This is a genomic window from Syntrophorhabdales bacterium (assembly GCA_035541455.1).
In the GTDB taxonomy this organism is placed as follows: Bacteria; Desulfobacterota; Syntrophorhabdia; order Syntrophorhabdales; family WCHB1-27; genus JADGQN01.
The window spans coordinates 30,342-53,586 of sequence record DATKNH010000007.1; the positions used below are offsets into that span (position 1 = coordinate 30,342).

23 protein-coding genes are annotated in these 23,245 nt (G+C 52.5%); 10 read left to right on the forward strand and 13 right to left on the reverse strand.

The features are described from left to right. Positions 1 to 119 precede the first annotated feature (119 nt). From VMT71_00585 to VMT71_00605, 5 genes are all read left to right on the forward strand, one after another. Positions 120 to 1,151 (forward strand): TRAP transporter substrate-binding protein, encoded by a 1,032-nt coding sequence (locus VMT71_00585; protein ID HVN22435.1) that lies wholly within the window; start codon positions 120 to 122, stop codon positions 1,149 to 1,151. Positions 1,152 to 1,423: 272 nt separating this feature from the next. Continuing rightward, positions 1,424 to 1,909, forward strand: coding sequence for a TRAP transporter small permease (locus VMT71_00590; GenBank protein ID HVN22436.1), 486 nt, complete (start codon positions 1,424 to 1,426; stop codon positions 1,907 to 1,909). 2 nt (positions 1,910 to 1,911) lie between these two features. Continuing rightward, positions 1,912 to 3,219, forward strand: a complete 1,308-nt coding sequence (locus VMT71_00595; protein HVN22437.1) for a TRAP transporter large permease — start codon at positions 1,912 to 1,914, stop codon at positions 3,217 to 3,219. A gap of 272 nt (positions 3,220 to 3,491) precedes the next feature. Beyond that, positions 3,492 to 3,902 carry a hypothetical protein gene (locus VMT71_00600; GenBank protein ID HVN22438.1) on the forward strand — a complete coding sequence of 137 codons (411 nt, stop codon included), beginning with the start codon at positions 3,492 to 3,494 and terminating at the stop codon, positions 3,900 to 3,902. 131 nt (positions 3,903 to 4,033) lie between these two features. Further along, a complete protein-coding gene (locus VMT71_00605) occupies positions 4,034 to 5,203 on the forward strand; it encodes an ATP-dependent 6-phosphofructokinase (protein HVN22439.1) in 1,170 nt (389 codons plus the stop codon). A 182-nt stretch (positions 5,204 to 5,385) separates the two neighbouring features. Here VMT71_00605 and VMT71_00610 read toward each other — a convergent pair whose 3' ends face one another. From VMT71_00610 to VMT71_00640, 7 genes are all read right to left on the reverse strand, one after another. After that, positions 5,386 to 6,252 (reverse strand): formyltransferase family protein, encoded by an 867-nt coding sequence (locus tag VMT71_00610; GenBank protein HVN22440.1) that lies wholly within the window; start codon positions 6,250 to 6,252, stop codon positions 5,386 to 5,388. Between the two features lie 159 nt (positions 6,253 to 6,411). After that, positions 6,412 to 6,621, reverse strand: a complete 210-nt coding sequence (locus tag VMT71_00615) for a hypothetical protein (protein HVN22441.1) — start codon at positions 6,619 to 6,621, stop codon at positions 6,412 to 6,414. A gap of 284 nt (positions 6,622 to 6,905) precedes the next feature. Next, positions 6,906 to 7,277 (reverse strand): hypothetical protein, encoded by a 372-nt coding sequence (locus VMT71_00620; GenBank protein HVN22442.1) that lies wholly within the window; start codon positions 7,275 to 7,277, stop codon positions 6,906 to 6,908. A gap of 124 nt (positions 7,278 to 7,401) precedes the next feature. Then, positions 7,402 to 8,439 (reverse strand): rod shape-determining protein, encoded by a 1,038-nt coding sequence (locus VMT71_00625; GenBank protein HVN22443.1) that lies wholly within the window; start codon positions 8,437 to 8,439, stop codon positions 7,402 to 7,404. Further along, positions 8,436 to 9,827, reverse strand: a complete 1,392-nt coding sequence (locus VMT71_00630) for a GAF domain-containing protein (protein ID HVN22444.1) — start codon at positions 9,825 to 9,827, stop codon at positions 8,436 to 8,438. Before VMT71_00630 ends, VMT71_00625 begins: the two co-directional genes overlap by 4 nt. Further along, positions 9,827 to 10,795 (reverse strand): TIGR00269 family protein, encoded by a 969-nt coding sequence (locus tag VMT71_00635; GenBank protein HVN22445.1) that lies wholly within the window; start codon positions 10,793 to 10,795, stop codon positions 9,827 to 9,829. Before VMT71_00635 ends, VMT71_00630 begins: the two co-directional genes overlap by 1 nt. Further along, positions 10,792 to 10,980, reverse strand: coding sequence for a MoaD/ThiS family protein (locus tag VMT71_00640; GenBank protein HVN22446.1), 189 nt, complete (start codon positions 10,978 to 10,980; stop codon positions 10,792 to 10,794). The genes VMT71_00635 and VMT71_00640 overlap by 4 nt, the downstream gene beginning before the upstream one ends. Positions 10,981 to 11,151: 171 nt before the next feature. Here VMT71_00640 and VMT71_00645 point away from each other — a divergent pair, with 171 nt between their 5' ends. After that, the gene (locus VMT71_00645; protein HVN22447.1) at positions 11,152 to 11,943 is read left to right on the forward strand and encodes a 50S ribosomal protein L11 methyltransferase; all 792 of its coding nucleotides are present in this window, start codon (positions 11,152 to 11,154) and stop codon (positions 11,941 to 11,943) included. Positions 11,944 to 12,045: 102 nt separating this feature from the next. On the opposite strand, the gene VMT71_00650 is transcribed toward VMT71_00645, so the two are convergent. The 3 genes from VMT71_00650 to acs all read right to left on the reverse strand — a co-directional run bounded on the left by VMT71_00650 (position 12,046) and on the right by acs (position 15,471). Further along, complete coding sequence (locus VMT71_00650; protein HVN22448.1) at positions 12,046 to 12,822, reverse strand: ATP-binding protein; 777 nt, start codon at positions 12,820 to 12,822, stop codon at positions 12,046 to 12,048. Beyond that, complete coding sequence (locus VMT71_00655; GenBank protein ID HVN22449.1) at positions 12,819 to 13,361, reverse strand: flavodoxin family protein; 543 nt, start codon at positions 13,359 to 13,361, stop codon at positions 12,819 to 12,821. Before VMT71_00655 ends, VMT71_00650 begins: the two co-directional genes overlap by 4 nt. Positions 13,362 to 13,491: 130 nt before the next feature. After that, positions 13,492 to 15,471, reverse strand: coding sequence for an acetate--CoA ligase (acs, locus tag VMT71_00660; GenBank protein ID HVN22450.1), 1,980 nt, complete (start codon positions 15,469 to 15,471; stop codon positions 13,492 to 13,494). Between the two features lie 298 nt (positions 15,472 to 15,769). Between acs and rpmB the strand changes: the two genes are divergently transcribed. After that, positions 15,770 to 15,961, forward strand: coding sequence for a 50S ribosomal protein L28 (rpmB, locus tag VMT71_00665; GenBank protein ID HVN22451.1), 192 nt, complete (start codon positions 15,770 to 15,772; stop codon positions 15,959 to 15,961). Here the strand turns inward: rpmB and VMT71_00670 are convergent. Further along, positions 15,958 to 18,093, reverse strand: coding sequence for a bifunctional (p)ppGpp synthetase/guanosine-3',5'-bis(diphosphate) 3'-pyrophosphohydrolase (locus VMT71_00670; GenBank protein HVN22452.1), 2,136 nt, complete (start codon positions 18,091 to 18,093; stop codon positions 15,958 to 15,960). The two genes, rpmB and VMT71_00670, sit on opposite strands and share 4 nt — an antisense overlap. A gap of 207 nt (positions 18,094 to 18,300) precedes the next feature. Here VMT71_00670 and VMT71_00675 point away from each other — a divergent pair, with 207 nt between their 5' ends. The 3 genes from VMT71_00675 (at position 18,301) to VMT71_00685 (ending at position 20,362) form a co-directional block, all read left to right on the forward strand. After that, positions 18,301 to 18,633: a hypothetical protein gene (locus VMT71_00675; protein HVN22453.1), complete on the forward strand. Its 333-nt coding sequence runs from the start codon at positions 18,301 to 18,303 to the stop codon at positions 18,631 to 18,633. Positions 18,634 to 18,912: 279 nt separating this feature from the next. Beyond that, on the forward strand, positions 18,913 to 19,788 hold the full coding sequence (locus tag VMT71_00680) for a tetratricopeptide repeat protein (GenBank protein HVN22454.1): 876 nt from the start codon (positions 18,913 to 18,915) through the stop codon (positions 19,786 to 19,788). Between the two features lie 130 nt (positions 19,789 to 19,918). Beyond that, entirely contained in the window at positions 19,919 to 20,362 is a 444-nt protein-coding gene (locus tag VMT71_00685; GenBank protein HVN22455.1) for a universal stress protein, read from the forward strand. Positions 20,363 to 20,430: 68 nt separating this feature from the next. On the opposite strand, the gene VMT71_00690 is transcribed toward VMT71_00685, so the two are convergent. Further along, complete coding sequence (locus tag VMT71_00690) at positions 20,431 to 21,078, reverse strand: class I SAM-dependent methyltransferase (protein ID HVN22456.1); 648 nt, start codon at positions 21,076 to 21,078, stop codon at positions 20,431 to 20,433. 24 nt (positions 21,079 to 21,102) lie between these two features. Continuing rightward, complete coding sequence (locus VMT71_00695; GenBank protein ID HVN22457.1) at positions 21,103 to 22,932, reverse strand: aldehyde ferredoxin oxidoreductase family protein; 1,830 nt, start codon at positions 22,930 to 22,932, stop codon at positions 21,103 to 21,105. Positions 22,933 to 23,245 lie beyond the last annotated feature (313 nt).

Genomic DNA, 23,245 nt, shown 5'->3' on the forward strand with positions numbered 1-23,245 from the left:
AGTCGTGAAGCAGGTCAGGTAAAGACCATGGGCGGTTCCCGGCTGCCCATGGTCTTTTTTTAGTCGACACGCTACATCGAACGGCACCGGGAGGCCGATTAAAGCAAAGGGGGTTAGCCATGTATATCAAGAAGATGTTCGTCGTGATGTTAGGGATCAGTCTATTGGTGGGTGCGAGCCTGTTGGTGCCGCGTCTAGCCGACGCACAGCAGAAAATAACGCTGACCTACGCCAACTTCCCTCCGGCCACAACCTTCCCCTGCGTGCAAATGGAGAGATGGGCAAAAGAAGTGGAAAAAAGAACGAACAATGCGGTATCGGTAAAGACCTTCCCGGGAGGCACGCTGCTGGCTGCCAAGAATATATTTGACGGCGTGATCACCGGCACCGCAGACATCGGCAACTTCGCAATGAGCTACCAGCCGGGCCGCTTTCCGGTCTCTGAGGCGGTCGATCTTCCCGTCGGATTCAACAGCGCCAGGGCCGCGAGCTTAGCGCTTTATGACATCGTTGAGAAATATCCCAAGGAATTCGACAAGGTGAAGATTCTGACGCTCTTTACCTGCCCGCCCGCAGACTTCATGACGAAGAACCCGGTCAAATCCCTGAAAGACCTCAAAGGGATGGAACTTCGCGTTTCCGGAACCGGGGCAGAGGTCATTACCCGTCTCGGCGGCACTCCGGTGGCCATGCCGCAGTCTGAAACACCCGAGGCTATTCAGAAAGGCGTGGTAAAAGGCATCGTCTCCTCGATGGAGATATTGAAAGACTTCAACTTTGCCGCATATTGTCCTTACGCGACTGAAGCCAACCTTTTCGTGGTGACGTTTGCCGTTGTGATGAACAAGGATAAATGGAATGCAATGCCTGCAAACGTGAAGAAGGTGCTGGATGACCTGAGGCGTGAGCAGGCGGAATGGACCGGCAAGTACGTGGACGACCACGTGAAGGAAGCACTCGCATGGTCAAAGGAGAAGTATAACCACCAGGTTCTCAAATTACCTGCCGCGGAATACGCTGAAATCCCGAAACTCGTCAAACCGATGATGGACGAGTATGTCAAGAGAGTAACCCCGCAGGGCACACCCGGTGAACAGGTACTCGCGGAGCTTTACAAGCTCAAGGAAAAATACGAAAAGCAGTTTAAGTAACGAGCCGGACCGCTTCACTAGGAAGAGGCGAAGTCCCCGAAGGGGGAAGATCGTTCTCCCGGATCAGAGTCCGGGGTCACGAGGAAGATGGAAGAGGAAAAGACCCAACATCAGAATCATCGATGTTAGCAGTTGCTTCCCAGCACGCTAGGTGCCCGCAAGGGTGGAAGCGGTCTTCGTAGTCCGCGCCTTGGCGGACGGTCTTCCTAGCGAAGCGGTCGTCCCAGTCGCACCAACGGTGCGACGGTCTGCGTATTTCAACGGAGGACAGCATGAAGTTTCTCGTGTCACTGACAAATGTACTCAACAAGATCCTCATGATCATGGGCGGCGTTGCGGTGCTGGCGCTGATGGTCCTTGCCACCGGCAATGTCGTACTCAGAATATTTCACTTCCCTTTTCGGGGCGCGTACGAGATTGTCTCTTTCCTGGGTGCAATTGTCATAGCCTTTGCCCTGGGCTACACGCAAAGAAGAAAAGACCATATTATCGTGGAAATTCTTGCGGAGCGGTACCCCAAGAAGCTGCAACTGGTCGTTGACACCTTCGCGTACTTTGTCATCACCATATTTTTCGCGGTCGTTTCATGGCAGATTTTCGTCTGGGCCATGAAGATCTATCAATCACGCGAGGTGTCGGAGACCCTGAAAGTGATTTACCATCCCTTTGTATTTCTTGTCGCCCTGGCGTTCGCCATCATGGCTCTCACCGCTTTTGTTGACTTCCTGAAAAACATATTCGCCCCAGGAGAGGAGTAATCATGCAAGGTCCCATCGTCGGCGTGTACGGGATAGTGATTATGTTTGCCGTGCTTTTCCTGTTCAGAATACCTGCGGGCTTCACCATGGCCATCGTGGGATTCCTCGGCTTTGCGTACGTGACCTCCTTTCAGGCAGCGCTCGGCATGATCGGTACGGACATGTGGAACATTTTTTCAAACTACGGGCTCACCGTTATCCCCATGTTTATCCTCGTGGGTGAATTTGTCCACTACGCGGGTTACAACGACGGGCTCTATTTCGCGACATACAAATGGTTCGGCCATTACAAGGGCGGTCTGGCGATCACCACGATTATGGCGTGTGCCGCCTTCTCGGCAATAAGCGGAAGCAATACCGCGACGGCTGCGACCATGAGCCAGGTGGCCATTCCTGCGATGCGGAAGTATAATTACCACCCCCAGCTTAATGCAGGATCAGTTGCTGCCGGCGCCACACTCGGCGTGCTCATACCGCCCAGCATCGTTCTGGTGGTTTACGGCCTTTACACGGGCCAATCCATAGGCAAGCTCTTCTTTGGCAATGTGATACCAAGCGCCATACTCACTGTTCTGATTGCGGCAACCGTTGGCTATATCTGCTGGCGCCATCCTGACTGGGGACCCGCCGGCGCCAGAAGCACGTGGCGTGAAAGGTTCAAGGCACTGCCTGACATCATCGATATCCTCATACTCTTTGCAATCATCATGTACGCGCTTTTTACCGGCGTTGTCACCGCAACCGAAGCGGCCGCGGCGAGCTGTGCTCTGGGCCTCATCATATGCCTCGTGCGACGGAAGCTGACGTGGAATCATTTCATCCTCTCAATCGTCGATACCTTACGTATCTCCTGTCTCGTGTTCATGATAGTGGCAGGCGCTGTTATATTTGGACGCTTTCTAACCGTGACACGTCTTCCTTTCGAGGCAGCAGACTGGATCAGCGGCCTTGCCCTTCCGAACTGGATCCTTCTCTGGGTGGTCCTGTTCTGCTACATCATTGGAGGATGCGTAATGGACGCGCTTGCGTTCCTGCTTGTGTCGCTTCCGATCTTTTATCCTATTGTCACGCATATGGGCTATGACCCCGTCTGGTTCGGCCAGGTGATTACGATCGTCACCACCATGGGCTCTATCATGCCGCCGATCGGTATATGCTGCTATGTCGTCGCGGGCATGGCCAAAGATATTCCGCTGGGCACGGTTTTTAGAGGCGGCCTCTATTACATACCGTCGTATCTACTGTCAATCATATGTTTGATGGTTTCACCGTATTGGACTGTTCTGTGTTTGTCTAACCTCGTCAGATAGGGGGCGATGAGTTAAAGGTCCATCTGCTTTGTCGCCTGTCACCGCGTCTGTCCTCGACGTACCGCAAGGTACGCCTGCGTCCGCCACGGCTCGGAGCCGCCCTTCGGGGCTGGTAATTGCATTACGTAAAATCTGCTAACGATGTGCTTCAGTAGAAAACTTGGCCTCAGACCAATCTTGCACTGACCGTTCTCGTGAGGTCAGGACTCAGCGCGCGGTACGGTCACCGTGACAAAAACGGCACCAGACTTGCATAATCGTTGGGCGACGGTATGAAAGGGGTAATGCAGATAGCCGTTGATAGGCTGATCGAAACATCCGAACCGATGAGGCAGATATGGCTCGACTTCTACGGTGAGTGGTCTAACGACAAGAAAGGGCTGCCCTATCTTGTTCTGATGACCTCGTTTGCAGGATACATGGTAAATCTATACCTCGGTAAGCACTTGGACGTTCTGCAAAGGATACTGGATGCTATAGAGGAACTGTACTGCAATGAAGGCGCCGAGGTTGACACGCTTCTCACAGCCGGTTTGTTGGAAGACATCCAGCTATTCCTCAAAGATGAAAACGTTCCCCTCAGCAGCTTCATGGCCCTGCTGGGGGACAGATCTAAAGGGCGTTGGGAGGCCGCAAGAGCCTATCTTGAGGAAGGAAAGCCCGTAACATACGAATCGGCATGACTGATATTCCAGCCGGGCACGAGCTTGACAAAAAATACGCCGGGGCTCATACTTTCACGCAATTTACCGCATGCAAGGCAGAGTGAGCGAGTCAGGGATAGCGCGGGCGTAGCGCTAAAGGGGAGGGAACCATGGGAGCAAGGAGAAGGGTTGGTATCCTTACGGGTGGAGGCGACGTCCCAGGCCTGAACGTAGCAATAAAGGCCGTTGTCACTCAGGCGCCCCAGCATGATATCGACATCGTAGGCATCAGGACCGGATGGCAGGGCCTGTTATGCGTCAATCCTGACGATCCAATTACAGCAAAAAGGTACACCTATCCTCTAACCACTGAGACCGTGAGGACCATCGATCGGACGGGTGGAACATTTCTGCACACCTCCCGGACCAACCCAAGCAGCGTGACGCAAGACGAAGTGCCGGAGTTTGTCCGCGCGGAAGATCGCTCACCGACGGATAAAGGCAAGATTGATTGCACCCGTCATGTACTGAGAGTCATTGAATCCCTTAAACTGGATGCCATTATACCTATCGGCGGCGATGACACGCTCAGCTTCGCCTGCCACCTGCACAAACAGGGTATGCAGATTGTGGCTATCCCCAAGACCATGGACAATGATGTCTTCGGCACAGATTTTTGCATAGGTTTCTCGACAGCCGTTACCCGTTCGGTTGACACGATTCATGCGCTGCGCACAACCATGGGCTCACACGAGCGCATAGGCGTCGTCGAACTTTTCGGACGCAATTCAGGCGAGACCTCCCTTTTTGCCGCATATCTTGCTGACGTGGACCGCGCGGTCATTTCTGAGGTGCCCTTCGACCTGGACCGCCTCTGCAAATTTCTCGTCGAGGACCGCCAAAGGAATCCTTCGAATTACGCAGTGCTGACCATATCGGAAGGTGCTTATCCGGTGGGCGGCATGATCATCGAGACCGGGAAGGAAGATGCGTATGGTCACAAGAAGCTCGGCGGCATTGGTTCGATAGTGGCCGACGAGATCAAAAAAAGAACCGGTGTAAATATAATCTACCAGCAGCTCGCCTACATCATGCGTTCAGGAGCACCCGACTCCCTCGACCGCATGGTAGCTGTTTCGTACGGCAATTTGGCTCTGGACCAGGTGGCCACCGGCCACATGGGTCGCATGGTCGCGCTCCACCAGGGCATCTACACAACGGTTCCCCTGGAACTGGTCACGGCCGCTAAAAAACATGTGGACGTCACGGCGCTTTATGATTCACAGAATTACCGGCCCAAGGTGCGGAATATGTTGGGCAAGCCGATGTTCCTCTACTGATGCCAATGTGCATTCAAGCGTATGCCTTCGTTACCCTTCGGCCTGTTCTACTCGACGTACCGCCCGGTACGCCTGCGTAGCCCAGTCCTCGGATCGCCTCGGCCTCCATCTTGGCTGCACATTGGCCTAGCAGAAGGTCCAATCGCTGCCGCCTCGGTATACGCTTGAATACGAATTGGCATCTAGCGGATGCTCGGGGCGAAGCCGTACGTGTCCACCTGCCATCCCTCATCAGGCATCTGCACACCGTCGATGTAGACTGTTCTGCCGTCAAGCGCAACTCTGCCTTTTGCTATAAGATCGTGCACCGCGAATGGATATACCTCCCAATCTCCCTCCGTCCTCAGCACGTCCTGAATAGATGTAGAAACCTGCTCCAGCGCTCTAAATAGATTACTTGCCTCTTCCTGCGCTGCGGTTCTAAATTGCTCGATCGTCCTTGCATCGCATCGTTCGGCAAATTTTCTTATGTCACGCAATTCATTGTCCCACCTTGATAGCGGCAACGATTTTGACTGGATCAGTATGGGCCCACCATCATCGCTCTTGTCCACAAAAAATACCGTCGATCGCACACCGGTTTCTTCCGCGAGTATTGCCTTGGCAGTGGGCCTCCATCCCAGCCCCGTATATTTTCTTGCGTCACCTGGATGTACGTTAAGAATGGTTGGAAAGTATCTGTTGGCCATCCATTCCCCTATCCAGAGATCGTAACCGGCCAGGCAGATCAGGTCCGGGCGGCCATCGAGTATCTGTTCGACAAGCGTCATCAGTGCCATGTCATAGCTGTTTCTCTCGACACCGTACCTCGGGACCTTTTCGAGCGCCCACATTTCTCTGAAATATTTCCGTGAGTCGAGCAAGGCGATGGGAACCGCTCGTTCCACAGCTTTCGCCACAGCTACGCAACCGGGTGCATTGCTGAAGACAACATGGTAGATGCCGGGATTCCGCTCATATATTCTGTCGTAATTCGTACCGGACCCTGAAACGCCGCACGCATACTTCATGGGCCCGGAAGAAGGATCGTAAATAAGCTTTGTCGCCATGCTTCACACCTCGTTGGTATTCAGTAGAAACGTTCTGCAATGAACATGTTATGAATAACAAAAAGGTTATTTGTGTGTCAAGGAGAGACGCTGGAGCAGAGTCTACGTAATGCCTGCGAGTGAAACACGCTCGGGCTTGCTCACAAGCCGGCCCTATGCTTAGCGGCCTGTCTGAGTTTTGTTAACCTTCCGGATTGAGTCCTGGTTTTTGTCCGTGGAGGTCCCGCTCTTCTCTTTGGCTTCGGAATTATTCACCTTGACCATTTTCGGATCTCGTTGAACCCTTGGTCTGTTTGGTATCAATGCAGTACCGTGGCGAGCCATGATATCAAAAATCCCGAGTCCTCCAGACAGATTACTTATCTTCATACCCCACCTTTTGGTATCTCTAGCTTATATTATCGGCGGTTTCCCAGCATACATAAGCACTTTGCCAGTTTGGCTGTTGAGAGAGTTGCGGCAATGAAGCTAATCAGCAATCTCCTTCGCTCTTTGGAATCCGGCCTAATACTCGTACGGGTTCAGGATGGAGACCGAGGCGGCAGCGAGGAGCTTGCCGGAGGCGTACTAAAGTACGTCGAGGAAAAGCGACGCAGCGATAGCGCAGCATCCTGTAAGGGCAACGAAGGTATACGCTTGAATCCGTACGAGTATTAGCCGAGAGCGATACTTATGGCGATGGCCGCCACAGTCCACGCAGTAAATGCACCCAGCAGCAGTGCCTTCTTAAACCACCTGTGCGCGTGAGGGGAAACGGTCTCAGAGGGCTCTTCCGCCCTCTCAACCCAGGCGTGGCAGGGAATTACGTTAGAATGCTCCGAGGAAAAGACCGGAATAAAACTCCTTTCTTCTACCGGACAGCAATCGTTCTCAGGCTCTATTGTCAAATCTGGGGAAACCGCTTCATCGTGCTCGGGTGACCGCCGAAAATCGGGCTTTCTGAACGGCAGAATCTTGCAGGTTGCTTTGGATTGGCCTGCACTGTTGGGGGTATTAAAGACTGGCTCGAATTGCTGTTTCATCATTCCATAACCTTCATATACTAGGTTATCAGAGCCCCATAAAAAAAGTCAACCGATCCGAAGGCTATTTTTTGTAGGAACAACCGGTTAGTACCTTGGGTTAAGCCAGCCCGGCTCCCGTGCACGACTAATTAATAAACACCTTTTTGTACCTCTGTATCTCTTCCAACGCCCTGCCGCTTCCCATCACCACGCAGATCAGGGGGTCCTCCGGCACGTGAACCACAAGGCTTGTGCGTTCAGATATCCTCTTATCCAGTCCTCTGAGAAGCGCGCCACCGCCGGTCAAGACCAATCCCGAATCTTGCAGGTCTGACACCAGCTCCGGGGGAAGTTTCTCCAGCGCTCTTTTCACCGAGTCAATGATCGCCTCCACTGGTTCTTCTATAGCTTCCCTCACGTCGTCGGCTGTAACCGCTATGGTTTTGGGAACACCATTGACAAGGTCCTTGCCCACCACGTTTGTCGTTCCGGAAGCACTACCCGGATACGCAGACCCGACCTCCATTTTGATTCTCTCCGCAGCGTTCACACCCACCGCAACCTGATACTTTTTCTGGAGGTGCCTCACAATCGCTTCATCCATTTCATCACCGGCGACGCGCAGGGACTCGCTATATGCATTCGCAGAAAGGCTGATGATGGCCACCTCGGTGGTGCCACCCCCGATATCACACACCATGTTACCTTTCGGAAGCTCGATGGGCAGGCTGGCCCCGATCGCAGCCGCCATCGGCTCTTCGATAAGATGAATATCCCGGATGCCTACCTGGAAACAGGCATCGACAACCGCTTTTTTCTCGACCTGCGTGATTCCGGACGGTACGCAGACCACCATCTTCGGCTTGGAAATCTTCCTGGTTTCTTTGACCACATTCAGAAAATACTTTATCATCGCTTTGGCCACATCGAAGTCGGCGATCACGCCGTCTTTCAGCGGCCGTATAGCGCTGATGTGCTGAGGGGTCTTACCAATGAACTCCTTTGCCTCCCGCCCCACGGCAATGACTCTACCGGTGTCCCTCTCGAGCGCGACGACAGACGGTTCGTTCAGGACGATACCTTCTCCCTTGAGGTAGATCAGCGTGTTGGCCGTACCGAGGTCCATGGCGCAATGTGTAGAGAATGAAGAAACCATGCTCATCAGCTTTGAAATAAAACTCATACGTGTGCCCCCTTATTGGTATAAGAGTGTCGTTCTCCTCTTTCATCCGCCCGGTCAAGCAGTCCCCAGAGGTCCAAGCCATCTCCCGGAAACTCGACCACGCCTATCTGCAAAGCCCCTTTTGGTTCAATCCTGCTGTCTGCCATAGCACTCTGGATCGTATAGTTGAGCACGCGTGCAAGGTTTTCCGGCTCCAGCGCGTGAGGGTCCCGGGTGACAGCGTAGAAATGGCTTCCCCCGTCCCTCGTCACAAGCGCTGCCTTGCCCAGACACTCCTTGACGCTCTGCGCTATTCTCCTGAGCACCCTCTCGGCAGCCTCTACGCCGAGCATCCGGTTGTAGTGATGGAAACCCGGCACATTCACAGAGACCAGTGAGAAATCCTTTCGCTCTTCGATCCACGCCTCAGCGCTCTTGAAGAATGAGGCAAAAAGCAGCGCACCTGTTACCGGATCAACGTGCCTTCCTCTCTCGAGAGTTCCCTTCGTCCACGTCCGGATAAAATAGAGCGACAGTAGCGAAGAGATGTCTCTCAGCAGGCCTATGACGCTATCCCTTAAAACCACATCCGAGAGCGTCGCAAAACCGGTAAGACCGAATGCCTCTTCATCGAAGAGAAGGGGAAACCCGAAGAATTGCTTTGCCTTCATATCTTCATCCGCTGAAAGGAGTGGTTTTTCCCTGAGGTAACCGCTCGCATGCGGAAGGAGAAGCTCCTTCTTTCCCTGCAGCACCATGGAAGCGATGGTCCCTGTCACCGGGCATTCCTTTCGCCGGAGGCTCGCGGCTTGACTCCCTGCGCAGTCGACAACCACAAGTTTGCCGTTCCGTTCCAGGCCGATAAAGGCGAAATCCGCACGGCACAGCGCGAGGCATTCGTCCAGTATCTCTTCGAGCAGTACTCCCGAAGGATCAGTTGACAGAAGGAACCGGATAATCCTGCGCTCGATGGAAAGTTCCTCGTTCTTGTCTTCAAGTTCCTGCAACCTCTTTTCCCTCTCCAGTTCCTTTCCTATCATCGTCACGAAATGGCCAAGAAGCTTCTTTTCCTTATCGGTGAAGACGTAGCGCTTTTTGCTGTCCACCACGATGACCCCCTGGGCGCTCAGGGGGTACGCCATAAACGATTTTATGCCTTCCTCGGATCCATAGTATCCAAGGGTCGATTCGTCCTTGTCAAAGTTGGGGATGATGAGAGGCTCATTATGCTTGAGCACCCAGCCAGCAAGCGAGCTTTCGATGGGGATGGATCGACTGCGGTCAAAACTTTTCGCAAAAGTAACCGAGGAAAAACAGCGAAAATTCTCTTCCTGCTTGATGAGCAAGGCTACAGTGAACGCCTCATACACGTTAAAAACAAGTTCCGTAAAACTATCTATCAGGCTCATCACACGCGGTCAGCCTCGAATGAAGTCTCCTGCCCGGGGGTTTCACCCGTCTGCCCATAACACTCTACGTGAAGCCCGTCTCCCGTCCCGAATCGCTCAAAAAGCGAGCAGACATTGCAAATATCTGTGTACGAAGGATAGCCACAGCGTGCGCACCTTTTGGGATCGACTCGCACTTCCTGTTCTTTCACTCTATCGAGATAGCCTTTCACGAACCTGATCTTCGTCGCAGGAGAGGTCATTTCTATCTTGTTGAGCAACTCCTTGTAGAGCAGGCTTTTCGCACCGATCGAATAGGGGCACTCTTCATACACATAATCTATTTGCCGAAGCAAGGCATACGCTGCTGCCTCTCTCTCGGAGCACAGGAAGAACGGCTTCACTTTTTTTGCGAGATAATCGCCCTTTCCCTGCAGTGCGACGTCCTTCTTGAAGAGGTACTCTTCTTTCCAGTAGAGAAGATTGCCGAAGAGCGCAGATGCTTCATCATCAAGATTGTGGCCTGTGGCAAGCACTGTGTAACCACAATCGAGGCACGCTTTGTTCATAAGGTATCTCTTCAACACGCCGCACAGAGAACACGGCGCTCTCTTCATGAGCTTTGAAAGATCGCCGATGCCTTTGCGAAAGAGCGCGGGCAGTGAAAACCTGTAGAGCTTTCTACCCAGACGGGCGGCCATCATCCTCGCCTTATCGAAAGAGATGTGTGAGTACTCGTCGATACCCAGATCGATGTATATGCCGTCGGCGGGGAAGCCCGCGCTGTCGAGGATATACCAGAGAGAGAGGCTGTCCTTACCCCCTGACACCGCTACGAGAGGCACATCTGCTTCCGTGATCAGCTTATACTTCTGGATGGTGCGAGCAACTCTCCTCTCAAAAAAGGCCAGGAAATCTTCAGCGCAGAGGGCTGTATTGTAGGCACTCAGGCGTATGTTTGCTTCCTTGCCGCATACCCTGCACTTCATCCGCCTGATATCACCCTGATTATTCTTACGCTGTCCTCGTGAGAGAGCCTGGAGTCTTCGGTGACCAGCCTCTCGTTTGCCACAACAATATGGGCTTCAGGGTTCAACGAAAATTTTTCCAGAAGCTTACCCGCAGTCAGCGGTTTATCAACCTCGTATATTTTCCCTTCCCACGCCACTTTCATTGGCAATTAGATAGCACAACGAGAGAGGTAAGTCAAAGAACAGTTACAAGTGCTCGTGAGCAGTGAGCAGTAGGCAGTAAGCAGTGCTAGAAGCTGATCTCGTCTGTTATTTATAGTATATTTCAAGCGGTTTACTGCTTACGCTCACTGCTTACGGTTGACTGTCCCGGCATGTACGATCTCATCTACATTTACGAGTTCAAAGGAGACCTGAGTCGTGAGATTGCGGGGATCAAGGATGCAGACTATGTCGGATTCTGGAAGGAATCGGGATACTCATTTCTATTTTTCAAACAACCAAAGCGACAGTACCTGGAAAAACTTTCGATACCCATTCGTTCTGAGTTGACCATCAGGCATGAGGACTGGGAGTCGGGTGCACCGCTCCGCATGATTAAGGTGGGCAACATAACGCTTCATCCCCCGTGGGAAACTCCGTCGAAGAGTGAGGGCTTGCACATCTGCATTGATCCCGGCATGGCATTCGGTTCGGGATATCACCCAAGCACCAAGGGCTGCCTGCTGCTCCTTCAGAATTTATTCAGTCACTCAGCACCCGAAACAGTGCTCGACCTGGGCACAGGTACAGGCCTGCTCTCGATAGTCTGTCTCAAGTTGGGCTCAATGCGTGCCTGCGCTGTTGACAACAATAACCTTTCGATTGAGATGGCACGTTTGAACAGGCGCCTCAACAGCGTCACGGAACAGATGCACATCGTCATGGCTGATGCATTGGATCTCGTGTGCCTTCCGGCCGAACTCCTCGTTGCCAACATGCACTATGCGGTCATAGATGAGATAACGCGACTCGAAGCCTTCTACACGAAGAGGTATTACCTGCTTTCAGGTCTCCTCGCCAGCGAGAGTTACAAAATATCTGAGCGCCTGAGAGAAAGGCTAACGCTCGTTGACACCTGGGCTGATAACTTCTGGTTCAGCCACCTCTTTAAGAGCAAACTCTAATGTTCAAATTTCTAAATTCCAAACAGATCCAAATGTTCAAAAATTGAAAACCAACATTTCTAAGTAAGTATTTGAGGTTCGATGTTTTTTCGGGCTTGGCGCTTAAGATTTCGTATTCGCCCTGCCTGAGCGCGGTGTCACCGGTATGTTTTCATAGCCGAGCAGGTACTCCTTGCGCACTCGCTGCAAGCTCCTGAAAAGATTTTTCTTAACAGCCCTGCTGTGCTGCTCCGCCTCCTGTATCAAGCTTTTCGCGAGTCTGCGCTTTGACGTCTTCGCGTGAGGGCATCGAGACTTGATGACCGGGAGATCAAGTCGTTCGGCGAGTCTCACCAGCTCCTGCTCTTCCACGTAAGCCAGGGGTCTGATCAACGCTACTTCGCCTCCGAACATCTCCTGATAGGGCCTCATCGTACAAATCTCCCCGTTGAAGAGAAGATTCAGGAGAAGCGTTTCCGTTATATCGTCCATGTGGTGTCCTAAGGCAATCTTGGAACAACCCAGTTCTTTCGCCACAGCATAGAACCTTTTGCGTCTGGTCCAACTGCACCAGAAGCAGCCGAAGGTTTCGCCCTCTTTATGCAAAGGATCCGTGGGATGGGTCATTACATAGCGCACGCCCTCGTCTTCAAAGTGTCTGGTCAACAGATCTGTTCTTATCCATTCAAAGCCCATGTCCACGTGGCACGCGATTATTTCGTACTGTATCGGCACGAACTTCATCCGTTCCTTCATGATCCTGAGAAGAGAAAGGCTGTCTTTTCCCCCGGAGACCGCGATCAAAATCCGATCGCCATCCTGAATCATCCTGTAGTCCCATATAGCCTTCCCCACCTTCTTGGTGACAAAGTAGGAGAGGCCTTTAGTATCTTCTTTCATGTTAAAGACGCTGCCAGTTTTCTCGTTTGTTCCAAAGCTTTCTTACTCACTTCCCCCATTCCTTCGCAACCCGCAGCCTCAACACCCCCGAGATAGGTCATCGACAGGGCATCGAATGTTCTTTTGAACGAGTCGAGGGCAGGGCTGAACGTGTCAAGAGACTTATCCGCGCAAGTCATCAGGGTGATAACCTTCTTGCCTTTGATTCTCGAATCCATATTCTCGTCAAAGAAAACGATCGAGCGGTCAATCACCAGCTTCAACTGGGAAGAGGGGCCCCACCAGTACGTCGGCGTCGCATATACAATAAGCTCCGATTCCATCATATATTTTCGCAAATCCTTCATGTCGTCGTTGATTCTGCATTTACCTTCCTTGGCGCACGCGAGGCACCCCTGGCAGGGGCGCACATTCATGTCGTTCAGGTTAAGAAGCCTGACATCATGGCCGTTCTTCTTCATGGTTTCGGAGAACGCATCGACGAGCCGTCGCGTATTGCCTTTTTTTCGCGGGCTTCCGAAGAGAATTACTGTTTTCATTCAAAGCACCTCCGTTTCAGGAATGATTAGTTATTATAGAGTGGCGCCACTGAAGCGGTCAAATGATCCAGGCGCAAAAGACAAAAAGGGGCATCCGAGGATGCCCCTTTTAATGCACTTCGTATGCAAACTACAGCCTGTGCTTTACCAGGTCGTCCACAACGGACGGATCAGCCAGCGTCGTGGTATCGCCCAACTGGTCAATCTCGCCGGAGGCGATCTTTCTCAGGATTCTTCTCATGATCTTGCCCGACCTCGTCTTGGGCAGACCAGGGGAGAACTGCAGTTTTCCAGGGGATGCGATCGGCCCGATCTCTTTTCTCACGTGGGCGACGAGTTCTTTCTTGAGATCATCGCTCGGCGAGAAGCCGGCCTTCAGGATGACGAATGCGTAGAGATCCTCGCCCTTCAGATCGTGCGGGAATCCAACGACTGCTGCTTCTGCAACCGACTTGTGCGAAACAAGCGCGCTCTCGACCTCGGCCGTGCCGATACGGTGCCCGGACACATTGACCACGTCGTCGACGCGTCCCATCAGCCAGAAATAGCCGTCTTCGTCTTTTCTTGCGCCGTCACCCGTGAAATAGACGCCCGGGTACTGCACAAAGTACGTCTGTTTGAATCTGTCCGGCTCACCGTACACGCCTCTCATGATGCCGGGCCATGATCTCTTAATAACCAGGTAGCCGCCCTCGTTAACCGCCGTCGGGGTTCCGTCCTGCCGTATCGTTTCTGCCGCGACGCCCGGGAAGGGCAGTGTTGCCGAACCGGGCTTGAGGAACCAGGCGCCGGGGAGCGGCGTGATCAGGATGCCGCCCGTTTCTGTCTGCCACCAGGTATCCACGATCGGGCAGCGTTCCTTGCCGATCACCTTGTAGTACCATATCCACGCTTCCGGGTTAATCGGCTCGCCCACAGAACCAAGGAGTCTCAGCGAAGAAAGGTCTCTCTTTGCAGGCCACTGATCGCCTTCCCTCATGATCGCCCTGATGGCTGTCGGCGCCGTGTAGAAAATGCTGACTTTGAATTTCTCGACGATCTGCCAGAACCTGTCGGGCTGCGGAAAGGTGGGAACGCTCTCGAAGACGATCGATGTTGCGCCGTTGCTGAGAGGACCGTACACAATGTAGGAGTGCCCGGTTACCCAGCCGATGTCGGCGGTGCACCAGAAAATATCCTTGTCCTTGTAGTCGAATATCCACTTGAAGGTGAGATACGTATAGACCATGTAGCCGCCTACGGTGTGCATAACACCTTTCGGCTTGCCGGTAGACCCTGACGTGTAGAGAATGAAGAGAGGATCCTCAGCATCCATCTGCTCCACAGGACACTTGTCATCTGCACCAGCCATCTCTTCATGCCACCACGAGTCTCTTCCCGCTTTCATGGGAACATCAAACTTGTCGAGTCTTTTCACCACGATAGCCTGTTCAACCTTGTGGCCTGCCTTCTCACAAAGGTCAAGGGCCTGGTCGGCAGATGCCTTCGAGCTGACCATCTTGCCTGATCTCCAGTAACCGTTAGCGGTGACCAGAATCTTTGCCCCACCATCAATAATCCTGTCTCTCAAAGCTTCTGCGGAGAAGCCGCCGAACACGATTGTATGCACTGCCCCAATCCTCGCGCAGGCAAGCATAGCAATAGGCAGCTCAGCGATCATGGGCAGATAGATGGCAACCCTGTCACCCTTCTTCACGCCTTTTTTCTTAAGGACGTTGGCAAATTTGGAGACCTCTCTCAGCATGTCCTTGTAGGTGTATTTTTTCGCATCTTCATCAGGCTCGCCCTGGAAGATGATGGCTACCTTATCGCCTTTTCCCTTCTCGACCTGGTAATCAAGGCAGTTGTATGCGATGTTGGTTTTGCCATTGAGGAACCACTTGATTTTTGCATCCTGGAAGTCTTCTTCGTTGATCTTATCCCACTTCTTGAACCAGTGCAGTTCTGATGCAACGCCGCCCCAGAAGCCTTCGGGGTCGTCCATTGACTGCTTGTAGAGCTTCTCGTACTCTGCCCTGCTCTTTATATAAGCTTGGGCCACGAATTCTGCGCTGGGCGGAAATGTACGGGTTTCCGCCATCATGCTGGTGATGGTTTTTTGCTCTGCCATACCTGCCTCCTCATTGTATTTATTTCCGAACAACTTGCTACGGAAGTGTTACGGAAGTCACAAGTTAAGTAATGTTGTATTTTAAATCGAGGGCTTTGTCAACAAAATATTGTGCATATTATCACAAACAATCCCGAGGGCGCTCACTCGATGGAAAACAGGGCGCCAGCGGTCCGCGTGCACCCGGCAACGCAAACCTGTTGACTTTAGGCACATTACCTAGTAAACTTACCCCTTCACGCTGTTCGTAAGCCCGGCTGCAGGTGCTTCGGGCAGTAATTAATGATGGGAGATCGTTATGGCACGGGTCTGTGACATATGCGGCAAAGGGAAGCAGGTAGGCAATAACGTCAGTCATGCGAATAACAAGACCAAGAGGCAATGGCTACCCAACCTGCAGATGGTGAGAATAGTCAAGAACGGTTCAACTGTGAAGGCGAAGGTCTGCACAAAGTGCATCAAGAAAGGGCTTATTACCAAGGCAAGCTAGGGGTTACTCCTCATTCTTTCGACTGACCTCACCTCTTTTATTTTCTGAATCGACTTGACGATCTTCTGGAGCTGTGCGGCGTTGACGATCTCAATCTCGAAGATGCTCGTGGCCGTACGGTCGGGATAGGTCATCACCTGGGCGTTCAGAATATTCGCCTTACCCGCAGAAATAATATTTGTTACCTCTGAAAGCAGGCCTTTCTTGTCCCCGCCCTGCACGCGCAGCTTCACCGGGTAAGCGTAGTCTTTATTATCCTGCCATGAGACTTCCACCTTCCGCTGATCGTCATACGCATGCACATTGGGACAGTCGGCAAGGTGAACCGTCAGCCCCCTTCCGCGCGAGATGAAGCCGAGAATATTGTCACCCGGTATGGGATTGCAGCATTTGGCAAACCTGACCACCAATCCGTCGATTCCTTTTATCTTGACCGCATCACCCCTACCCCTCTTTATCGAGCTTATGATTTTGGTGATCTTGCTGACCTTTTCAGACTCGGGCAACACTTTACCGAGCACCTGCAGAGCTGTATACAGGCCGTAGCCCACGCCGGCAAAAAGGTCATCGGTCGTGTCGAAACTGAATTCTTTGGCCAGCGCCTCCAGTTCGCCCGATTTCAGCATTTTCGAGAAGTTCAAACCATGTTTGGCCGTTTCTTTCTCGATGAGCGTCCTGCCTAATTCGATGCTGCGTCCCCGCTGCTCTTCCTTGATCCATTGCCTGAGCTTGGTTTTGGCCTTTGAGGTAACAACAAATTTCAACCAGTCTTTGCTGGGCTTGTGCGTCGGGTTTGTGAGCACCTCCACCGTATCGCCACTTTGAAGTCGCGTTCGAAGCGGCACCATTTTTCCGTTCACCTTCGCACCTACGCATCGGTGCCCCAGCTCAGAATGGATCGCGTACGCGAAATCGACAGGCGTCGCCCCTTTTGGCAACTCTCTCACGTCTCCCTTGGGCGTGAACACGTAGACTTCATCCGGGAAAAGGTCGATTTTGAATATTTCCAGGAACTCCTTGCTGTCCTTCAGTTCCTTTTGCCATTCAATGACCCTTCTCAGCCAGCCAAAAACCCTGTCCTCTTTGGGGTCAAAAACAGTGCCCTCCTTGTACTTCCAATGGGCGGCAATGCCCTCTTCCGCGATCTGGTGCATTTCCGGGGTCCGTATCTGAATCTCTATCTTCTCCCCATGGGGGCCTATGACAGAAGTGTGAAGCGACTGGTACATATTGGCTTTGGGTAACGCTATATAGTCCTTGAATTTTCCGGGGATCGGTTTAAAGAGCGCATGTATGTAGCCGAGCGCCTCGTAACACTCTTTCACGGTAGCCACGATCACGCGGAATGCGGTGATGTCTGAAATCTCATCAAGACTCAGGTCATCCTGAAGCATCTTCCTGTAAATACTGTAGAGTCTTTTTGCCCGGCCTGACACCTCAGCCTTTAAGTTGACTTCGGCCAGCCGGTTTTTGAGGAGTTCCTTGACCTCGCTGATGTAAGCATCTCGTTCTTTCTTCCTCTTGGCAATGTTCTCTTTTAGGGTTTTGTACTCATCTGAATCGAGGTATTTAAACGCAAGGTCTTCCAGCTCGCCCTTCATCCACTCAATGCCGAGCCTATGGGCAATCGGCGCGTAAATTTCGAGGGTCTCGCGAGCTATCTCCTTTTGTTTCTCAGGAGAAAGGAATTTCAGTGTCTGCATATTATGATATCGATCAGCGAGCTTGATCAGGATCACCCGTATATCCTTGCTCATTGCCAGGATCATCTTGCGGAGGGTTTCAGCGCGCGATTCTTCAGAACTCTGTACCTCGATCCTGCTGATCTTGGTAACACCGTCCACCAGTTCGGCGATTTCCGTCCCGAAATACTCCTTCAGCTGCTCCTTGGTAAGGTACGAATCTTCGACGGTATCGTGAAGAAGGCCTGAGACCACGCTCGGTACATCCAGACTCATCTTCGTCAGCATGAAAGCAACTTCAAGAGGGTGAATAAGGTAAGGTTCTCCGGAAAGCCTGACGGCTCCCCTGTGCACCTGCGCGGATAAGACATACGCCCGCTCGAGCAGGTCTACATCAGCTTGGGGATTGTACTTGAGAATCTCCTCAACTATGTCGTTGAAGCGGACCATCTGCCGTATTAGTATACTATAAACGGACAGAGTTCGGTGACCGAAAACCTTGCTACGAATTTAGAGTTACGGGTAAAAAAGTGCAGCCGCAGCGTAATCCGATCTTTCCCTTTAACACGGAACCCGTAACTCGCGACTCCAACGGGGATTTTGTCGCCCTATACGCTGGCCACTAATCGCTGATCACTGTTTTCGAGGGGGGATACAATGGCATTGATGGACGAGCTGAAGAAGAAGACTGAGGAAGGCCTGAAAACGCTCAAGGAGACTGCGGGCGAGATAGCCTTTAACGTGGAAAAGCAGGCTAAGATAGCCAAGCGAAGAATGGACGTCTTAAAAATTCAGAGGAAAATCCAGAAGCTTTATACGGAGATCGGTGAGTATGTCTACGGCGAATATGCTATGGCAAGACCGCTCACCTTGGAGGCGCCCTTTCTTTCGGAAAGAATGGCTTCTATTACCAGAATGAAACTGGAGATAAACGACATCGAGCGGGAAATAGAAGAAGTGAGAACGTTACATCCCCCGCAAAAAGAGTAGCCAGTACACACCGCTCAGTCAGCAGCATAGGCCGGAGAACGGCCCAGCTTTCGCATACCTCGTGTCGACGCGGGCGTTCGCGTGATCAAGGGGCAGAATTGGCCCACCAGAATGGAAATCTTTTCCCTCGGGCATAGGTACTAGAAAAGAAGGCAAGACGAATCTTCGCTCTATAGGCTCACAGCACAAAAATCCGAATGGTCCAAAGCCCTGCCAGGCACATGGTAACCTCGATTGTCATGGTACAGTTTTTGCTTCGCATCATCCTCAGGAAAAACTATGGCAGGCCAACGCATTTTCAAAAAAGCTTGCGCCCTCAGAGAGGAGGGCAAATACATGGAAGCAGTTGAGACCTATACAAGGGCCATTGAAGCAGGCTTCAAGAACGCTGAGGCATACCACAAGCGGGCGGACACGTACGCACTCCTTGGTCTTTTCCGGGAAGCAATAAGGGACTATGACAGGGCCATCCAATTGGGTGTACCCGATCAGGAACTTTTCATAGACCTGGCTTACTCCCTCTGCTCCATTGCTGATTACGAGGAGGCCATCAAAGCCTGCGACAAGGCCATAGCACTGCGGCCCAAAGATCACAAGGCCTATGTGGTTCGCGGCAGTGCCTATGGGCTGGTCAACAAGCCCGGCCTTGCCATAGAGGACTTCAACAGGGCGATAGAACTGAACGGAGACACTGCTGAGGTTTACTACAACCGGGGCCTCGCCAGGTTCCTTCTTGGTAACTTCGAGGATGCGCTGGAGGATTATAACAAAGCGCTGAAACTCGACCCAAGCTTCGCCCATGTCTACTACAATCGGGGTGTGCTCTGTCAGAAGACCAACAGGCCGCGTGAAGCTATTGAGAATTATGGGGCAGCGCTGGAACTGGCGCTCCACCTGCCGGAACTCTACTGCAACAGGGGAATCGCTTACGCCAAGCTGGGCAAGTACCAGCTCGCAAAGCGTGACTTTGACGCAGCTCTCGATTTGAACCCGCAGAACAGGGATGTTTACTATTACCGTGCCATGTCTCATCTGGTGCTCGGGAGCGTCGGCCAGGCAGTCGAAGACATGAGGTGTGCCGCCGGGCTCGGTCATGCCAAGGCCGAGGAGTTTCTCAATGAGCACGGGCTCTTGATGGACGAAGTAATGAACTAAGAGCGAAAAAGCAAAAAGCGTGGGAGCGGGCACTCGAAAAGCCGGGTAGCAGCCTCGATTGACAAAATACCTTCCGGCGAATTACCTTACCACTAACGGAGCAAACTTTCTCAGGAGGGGGTCTTAGCCGATGACAGCGAAAAGTATTCTCGTTCCGACCGATTTTTCCGAGCACTCAGACATGGCGTTAAAACAGGCTCTCGAAATCGCAAAGGAGGGTAAAGCGAAGCTCTATCTCCTGCACGTGATTCATGAGGCAATGCATCAGTGTGCGGCTGACTATTGCCTGAGTGACGAACTGATGCGCCAAATGGAGAACGGGATGACATCTGCCGCCCAGCAAAATCTTCAGAAACAGCTCGCAAAATTCCCCGCAGCGAAGGAAGTGGAAGTGATTACCGAAGTCAGAAGAGGCTTTCCGTCGGACGAAATACTGAAGGAACAACAGGAGAAAAAGATCGATCTCATAGTGATCGCCCCTCTTGGCAGGTCAGGCATTGAAAGATTCCTCATCGGCAGTGTGACAAAAAACGTGGTGAAAGAAGCCAAGTGCCCGGTGCTGGTCGCGAAGTAAAGAACGGGCGCGGATCTCGGATGACCCGTTTTTGAAGCGATCGATTCCAAATAGTATACGTTAGGAATCTAGCAGGCCTTCCTTAGAATGATGATCCAGGAAACGTGATGGTGGTTCCTGCCTTCGTTCCTGTGCTCCTCATATTCAAGTTCGTATAACTCCTGTTCAAGGAAGGCGCCGAAATCTTGCCTGAGCTCCCTCTCTGTGAAAAAATGTGAATATTTCCCTTTGACAAATGAATGGCTTTCTCCCTCGACAATGTCGCCTTTTCCATACTCTTCTTTATCATTGACTGACAGCGCATTGAGGAAGAAATATCCGCCCTGTTTCAGAAGCCGCGCAGCCTTTTCCCTTAACATCAGCCTGTCTCCGGGTCGCATGGTGTGGTAAAGGTTTGACGCAAACAACAGATCAAAGGTTTGCATTTCCGTTATGTCGCTGAAGTCACAGCAGATAAAACGCACTTTGTCCTTCTTCGGATCCTTACCGACGAGCGCAAGCCCGTTAGCAGATCTCTCGATCCCGATCACATGCACGTTGAGTTGATCTGACAGGTAGAAAGAATCGCGGCCGTACCCGCAGCCTATGTCAAGGAGCGTAGCGCCCTCGAGGCCGCTCGAGCGCTTTCCTAGATGCTTCACCGCCTCGCAGGCCAACTCGCTCGGCGCGTCTCCCCAAATCTTTCCCTTCTTCCCGTACTCGGCGTTCCAATCCACGTGAGGCCACCTCCCGTTGTTCCCTCATTTCTCAATTCCCAGTTCCTCCAGCCTTTTCGTTGTGGGTACGCCGGTAGTCACATCCCACCCTACAATTGCGTAATATTCATCGAGCATCTTGTCGAATATCTTCCTGTCGACAGTCTGACCGCTTGAGGGGCCTTTCGAAGACGCCTCGCTAAAGAGCCTTTCAGGAAGCATATCGTCTTTTCTCCCGAAGCCCTCCCTCACATTGAAGAGGCGCGTGAGATTCCATACTCTTTGCGCCACCATGCGCAGATCCTCCAGAGTGAATGCCCATCCCGTGATAGCCGCCACTGCCCGCGCAAAATCGGGCGGCGTAATCGCGAAACCACCGAAGGCACACGAGATAAGGACATCATAGATCGCGTAGGTGAGCTGCAGCTCGCTCACCATCAATGGCTTGCCCTCGTAGGTATACCGGTCTGCGCCCGGCATCAAGAGTTCTGTTCTCAGCGTGTTCGACCGCACATGACATGCGCCTCTGTCTGCGAGCGCGTACGTGAGAGCCTGTCCTTTCATGCCCCTGGGATCGTAGCCGGGCAGTTCCAGTCCTTTAACATGGATAGCGAAACCGGAGGAGCCTTTGATTTCCTGCGAGGCTCTTCGCGTGCCCTCTGAAAGAATAGCGCCAATCCCTTCCTTCTTGCCGATGAGGTGTACCAGCGCTAACACCGCCTCGCCATTGCCGAAGGCAACATCAATGCCGCCCGTTTCCTCTCTTGTGATCAGCTTTTTCTCGTAGCACTCCATAGCGTAGCCGACGGTAACGCCGCAGGTGATGGTATCCATCCCGTACTCCTCGCAAAGTCTATCTGCAGCGTTTATGACCGCGGGGTCGGCGATCCCGCACTGCGGACCGAAGGCATACATTGTTTCATATTCAGGTCCTTCGTTTTCATATTCGGTCCCGAATGCCGTCATCTTCACTATCCTGCTGCAACCTATGGGACACATATAGCAGCCCCGGGTCTGAGTCTTGTACGGGACAAAGGCGCTCGAATTTACGGCATCCGTATGATCAAACGTGTTCTCCCTCCAGTTGCTGGTCGGCAGCGTGCCCGTGGTGTGCGTGACATCTATTGTGCTCATGGTACCGATACCGGGAAAGGCTCCGCCTCTCTTCGTCTGGGGATGCTCCGAAAGGATCTTAAAAACTTGCTTCTTGACCGCTTTCAGTGCCTCCGGGTCAGCGACGGCGACCTTCCTGGAGCCTCTTAATGCCACCGCCTTCAGGTTCTTAGACCCCATGACCGCACCCGAGCCGCCGCGGCCGAAATGCCTTCCCTCACTCGAAATATTGGCAAAACGGACTAATCTCTCGCCCGCGGGGCCGATGGTGGCAACACTGACCCTGCCCTCCTTTTCGACCTGCAGTTTTGTTTTTAGCTTTTCTTCGGCTTCTATTGTGGTTAAACCCCAGAGATGAGCCGCTTCATGTATCGAGATCTCTTCGTCATCTACAAAAATATAGACAGGAGCATGTGCCTTGCCGGTAATGACGAGTGCATCATAGCCGGCATGCTTGAGCCACGGGCCGAAGCTGCCCCCGGCGTACGAATCGAGAAATGTCCCTGTCAGCGGCGATCTCGTAATCACGGCGCCCCTGCCTGAACACGGAAAGGAGGTGCCGGTGATGGGACCAGCGGCAAAGATCAGGATGTTTTCCGGAGCATAGGGATCGGTGTGAGGTTTCAGCCGCGTATAGAGCAGGTAAGCCCCAAGACCCTTCCCGCCGAGATACTTCCTCGCAATATCCTCCGGCAGATCCTCTGCATCGATCTTCCCGGTCGTAAGATCGATGCAAGCTATCTTTCCCGCGTAACCATACATGCAACTCCTCCTCGTAATTACCAGACCGTCGCACATTTGTGCGACTCGGACAATCGTTCGCTGCTCTCACTGAGACGGCCGCTATGCAGAGAAGCACAAGACCTTTAGCACTTCATTCTTCGCTTCCGTGCCTCTACCCTCCATCGCCCGAGCGTAGCGGTCTGTTTTTTCCCTCAGTTCAGCGCCGAACCGCCATCGACAATGATCGTCTGCCCCGTTATAAAGTCGCTGTCGTCGGAAGCAAGAAAAACGATCGTACCGGTAAGATCATCCGGCGTCTCAGGGCGTTTTATGCAGCGACCGGTCGCAGCCA

What these genes read in the sequence shown, in the direction of transcription:
- VMT71_00615 (HVN22441.1), bottom strand. Translation starts at nt 6,621, where the DNA reads ATGAAGATAAGTAATCTGTCTGGAGGACTCGGGATTTTTGATATCATG.
- VMT71_00650 (HVN22448.1), bottom strand. Translation starts at nt 12,822, where the DNA reads ATGAAAGAAGATACTAAAGGCCTCTCCTACTTTGTCACCAAGAAGGTG.
- VMT71_00605 (HVN22439.1), top strand. Translation starts at nt 4,034, where the DNA reads ATGGGAGCAAGGAGAAGGGTTGGTATCCTTACGGGTGGAGGCGACGTC.
- VMT71_00670 (HVN22452.1), bottom strand. Translation starts at nt 18,093, where the DNA reads ATGGTCCGCTTCAACGACATAGTTGAGGAGATTCTCAAGTACAATCCC.
- rpmB (HVN22451.1), top strand. Translation starts at nt 15,770, where the DNA reads ATGGCACGGGTCTGTGACATATGCGGCAAAGGGAAGCAGGTAGGCAAT.
- acs (HVN22450.1), bottom strand. Translation starts at nt 15,471, where the DNA reads ATGGCAGAGCAAAAAACCATCACCAGCATGATGGCGGAAACCCGTACA.
- VMT71_00655 (HVN22449.1), bottom strand. Translation starts at nt 13,361, where the DNA reads ATGAAAACAGTAATTCTCTTCGGAAGCCCGCGAAAAAAAGGCAATACG.
- VMT71_00590 (HVN22436.1), top strand. Translation starts at nt 1,424, where the DNA reads ATGAAGTTTCTCGTGTCACTGACAAATGTACTCAACAAGATCCTCATG.
- VMT71_00640 (HVN22446.1), bottom strand. Translation starts at nt 10,980, where the DNA reads ATGAAAGTGGCGTGGGAAGGGAAAATATACGAGGTTGATAAACCGCTG.
- VMT71_00635 (HVN22445.1), bottom strand. Translation starts at nt 10,795, where the DNA reads ATGAAGTGCAGGGTATGCGGCAAGGAAGCAAACATACGCCTGAGTGCC.
- VMT71_00600 (HVN22438.1), top strand. Translation starts at nt 3,492, where the DNA reads ATGAAAGGGGTAATGCAGATAGCCGTTGATAGGCTGATCGAAACATCC.
- VMT71_00610 (HVN22440.1), bottom strand. Translation starts at nt 6,252, where the DNA reads ATGGCGACAAAGCTTATTTACGATCCTTCTTCCGGGCCCATGAAGTAT.
- VMT71_00620 (HVN22442.1), bottom strand. Translation starts at nt 7,277, where the DNA reads ATGATGAAACAGCAATTCGAGCCAGTCTTTAATACCCCCAACAGTGCA.
- VMT71_00685 (HVN22455.1), top strand. Translation starts at nt 19,919, where the DNA reads ATGACAGCGAAAAGTATTCTCGTTCCGACCGATTTTTCCGAGCACTCA.
- VMT71_00625 (HVN22443.1), bottom strand. Translation starts at nt 8,439, where the DNA reads ATGAGTTTTATTTCAAAGCTGATGAGCATGGTTTCTTCATTCTCTACA.
- VMT71_00645 (HVN22447.1), top strand. Translation starts at nt 11,152, where the DNA reads ATGTACGATCTCATCTACATTTACGAGTTCAAAGGAGACCTGAGTCGT.
- VMT71_00585 (HVN22435.1), top strand. Translation starts at nt 120, where the DNA reads ATGTATATCAAGAAGATGTTCGTCGTGATGTTAGGGATCAGTCTATTG.
- VMT71_00695 (HVN22457.1), bottom strand. Translation starts at nt 22,932, where the DNA reads ATGTATGGTTACGCGGGAAAGATAGCTTGCATCGATCTTACGACCGGG.
- VMT71_00675 (HVN22453.1), top strand. Translation starts at nt 18,301, where the DNA reads ATGGCATTGATGGACGAGCTGAAGAAGAAGACTGAGGAAGGCCTGAAA.
- VMT71_00630 (HVN22444.1), bottom strand. Translation starts at nt 9,827, where the DNA reads ATGAGCCTGATAGATAGTTTTACGGAACTTGTTTTTAACGTGTATGAG.
- VMT71_00595 (HVN22437.1), top strand. Translation starts at nt 1,912, where the DNA reads ATGCAAGGTCCCATCGTCGGCGTGTACGGGATAGTGATTATGTTTGCC.
- VMT71_00680 (HVN22454.1), top strand. Translation starts at nt 18,913, where the DNA reads ATGGCAGGCCAACGCATTTTCAAAAAAGCTTGCGCCCTCAGAGAGGAG.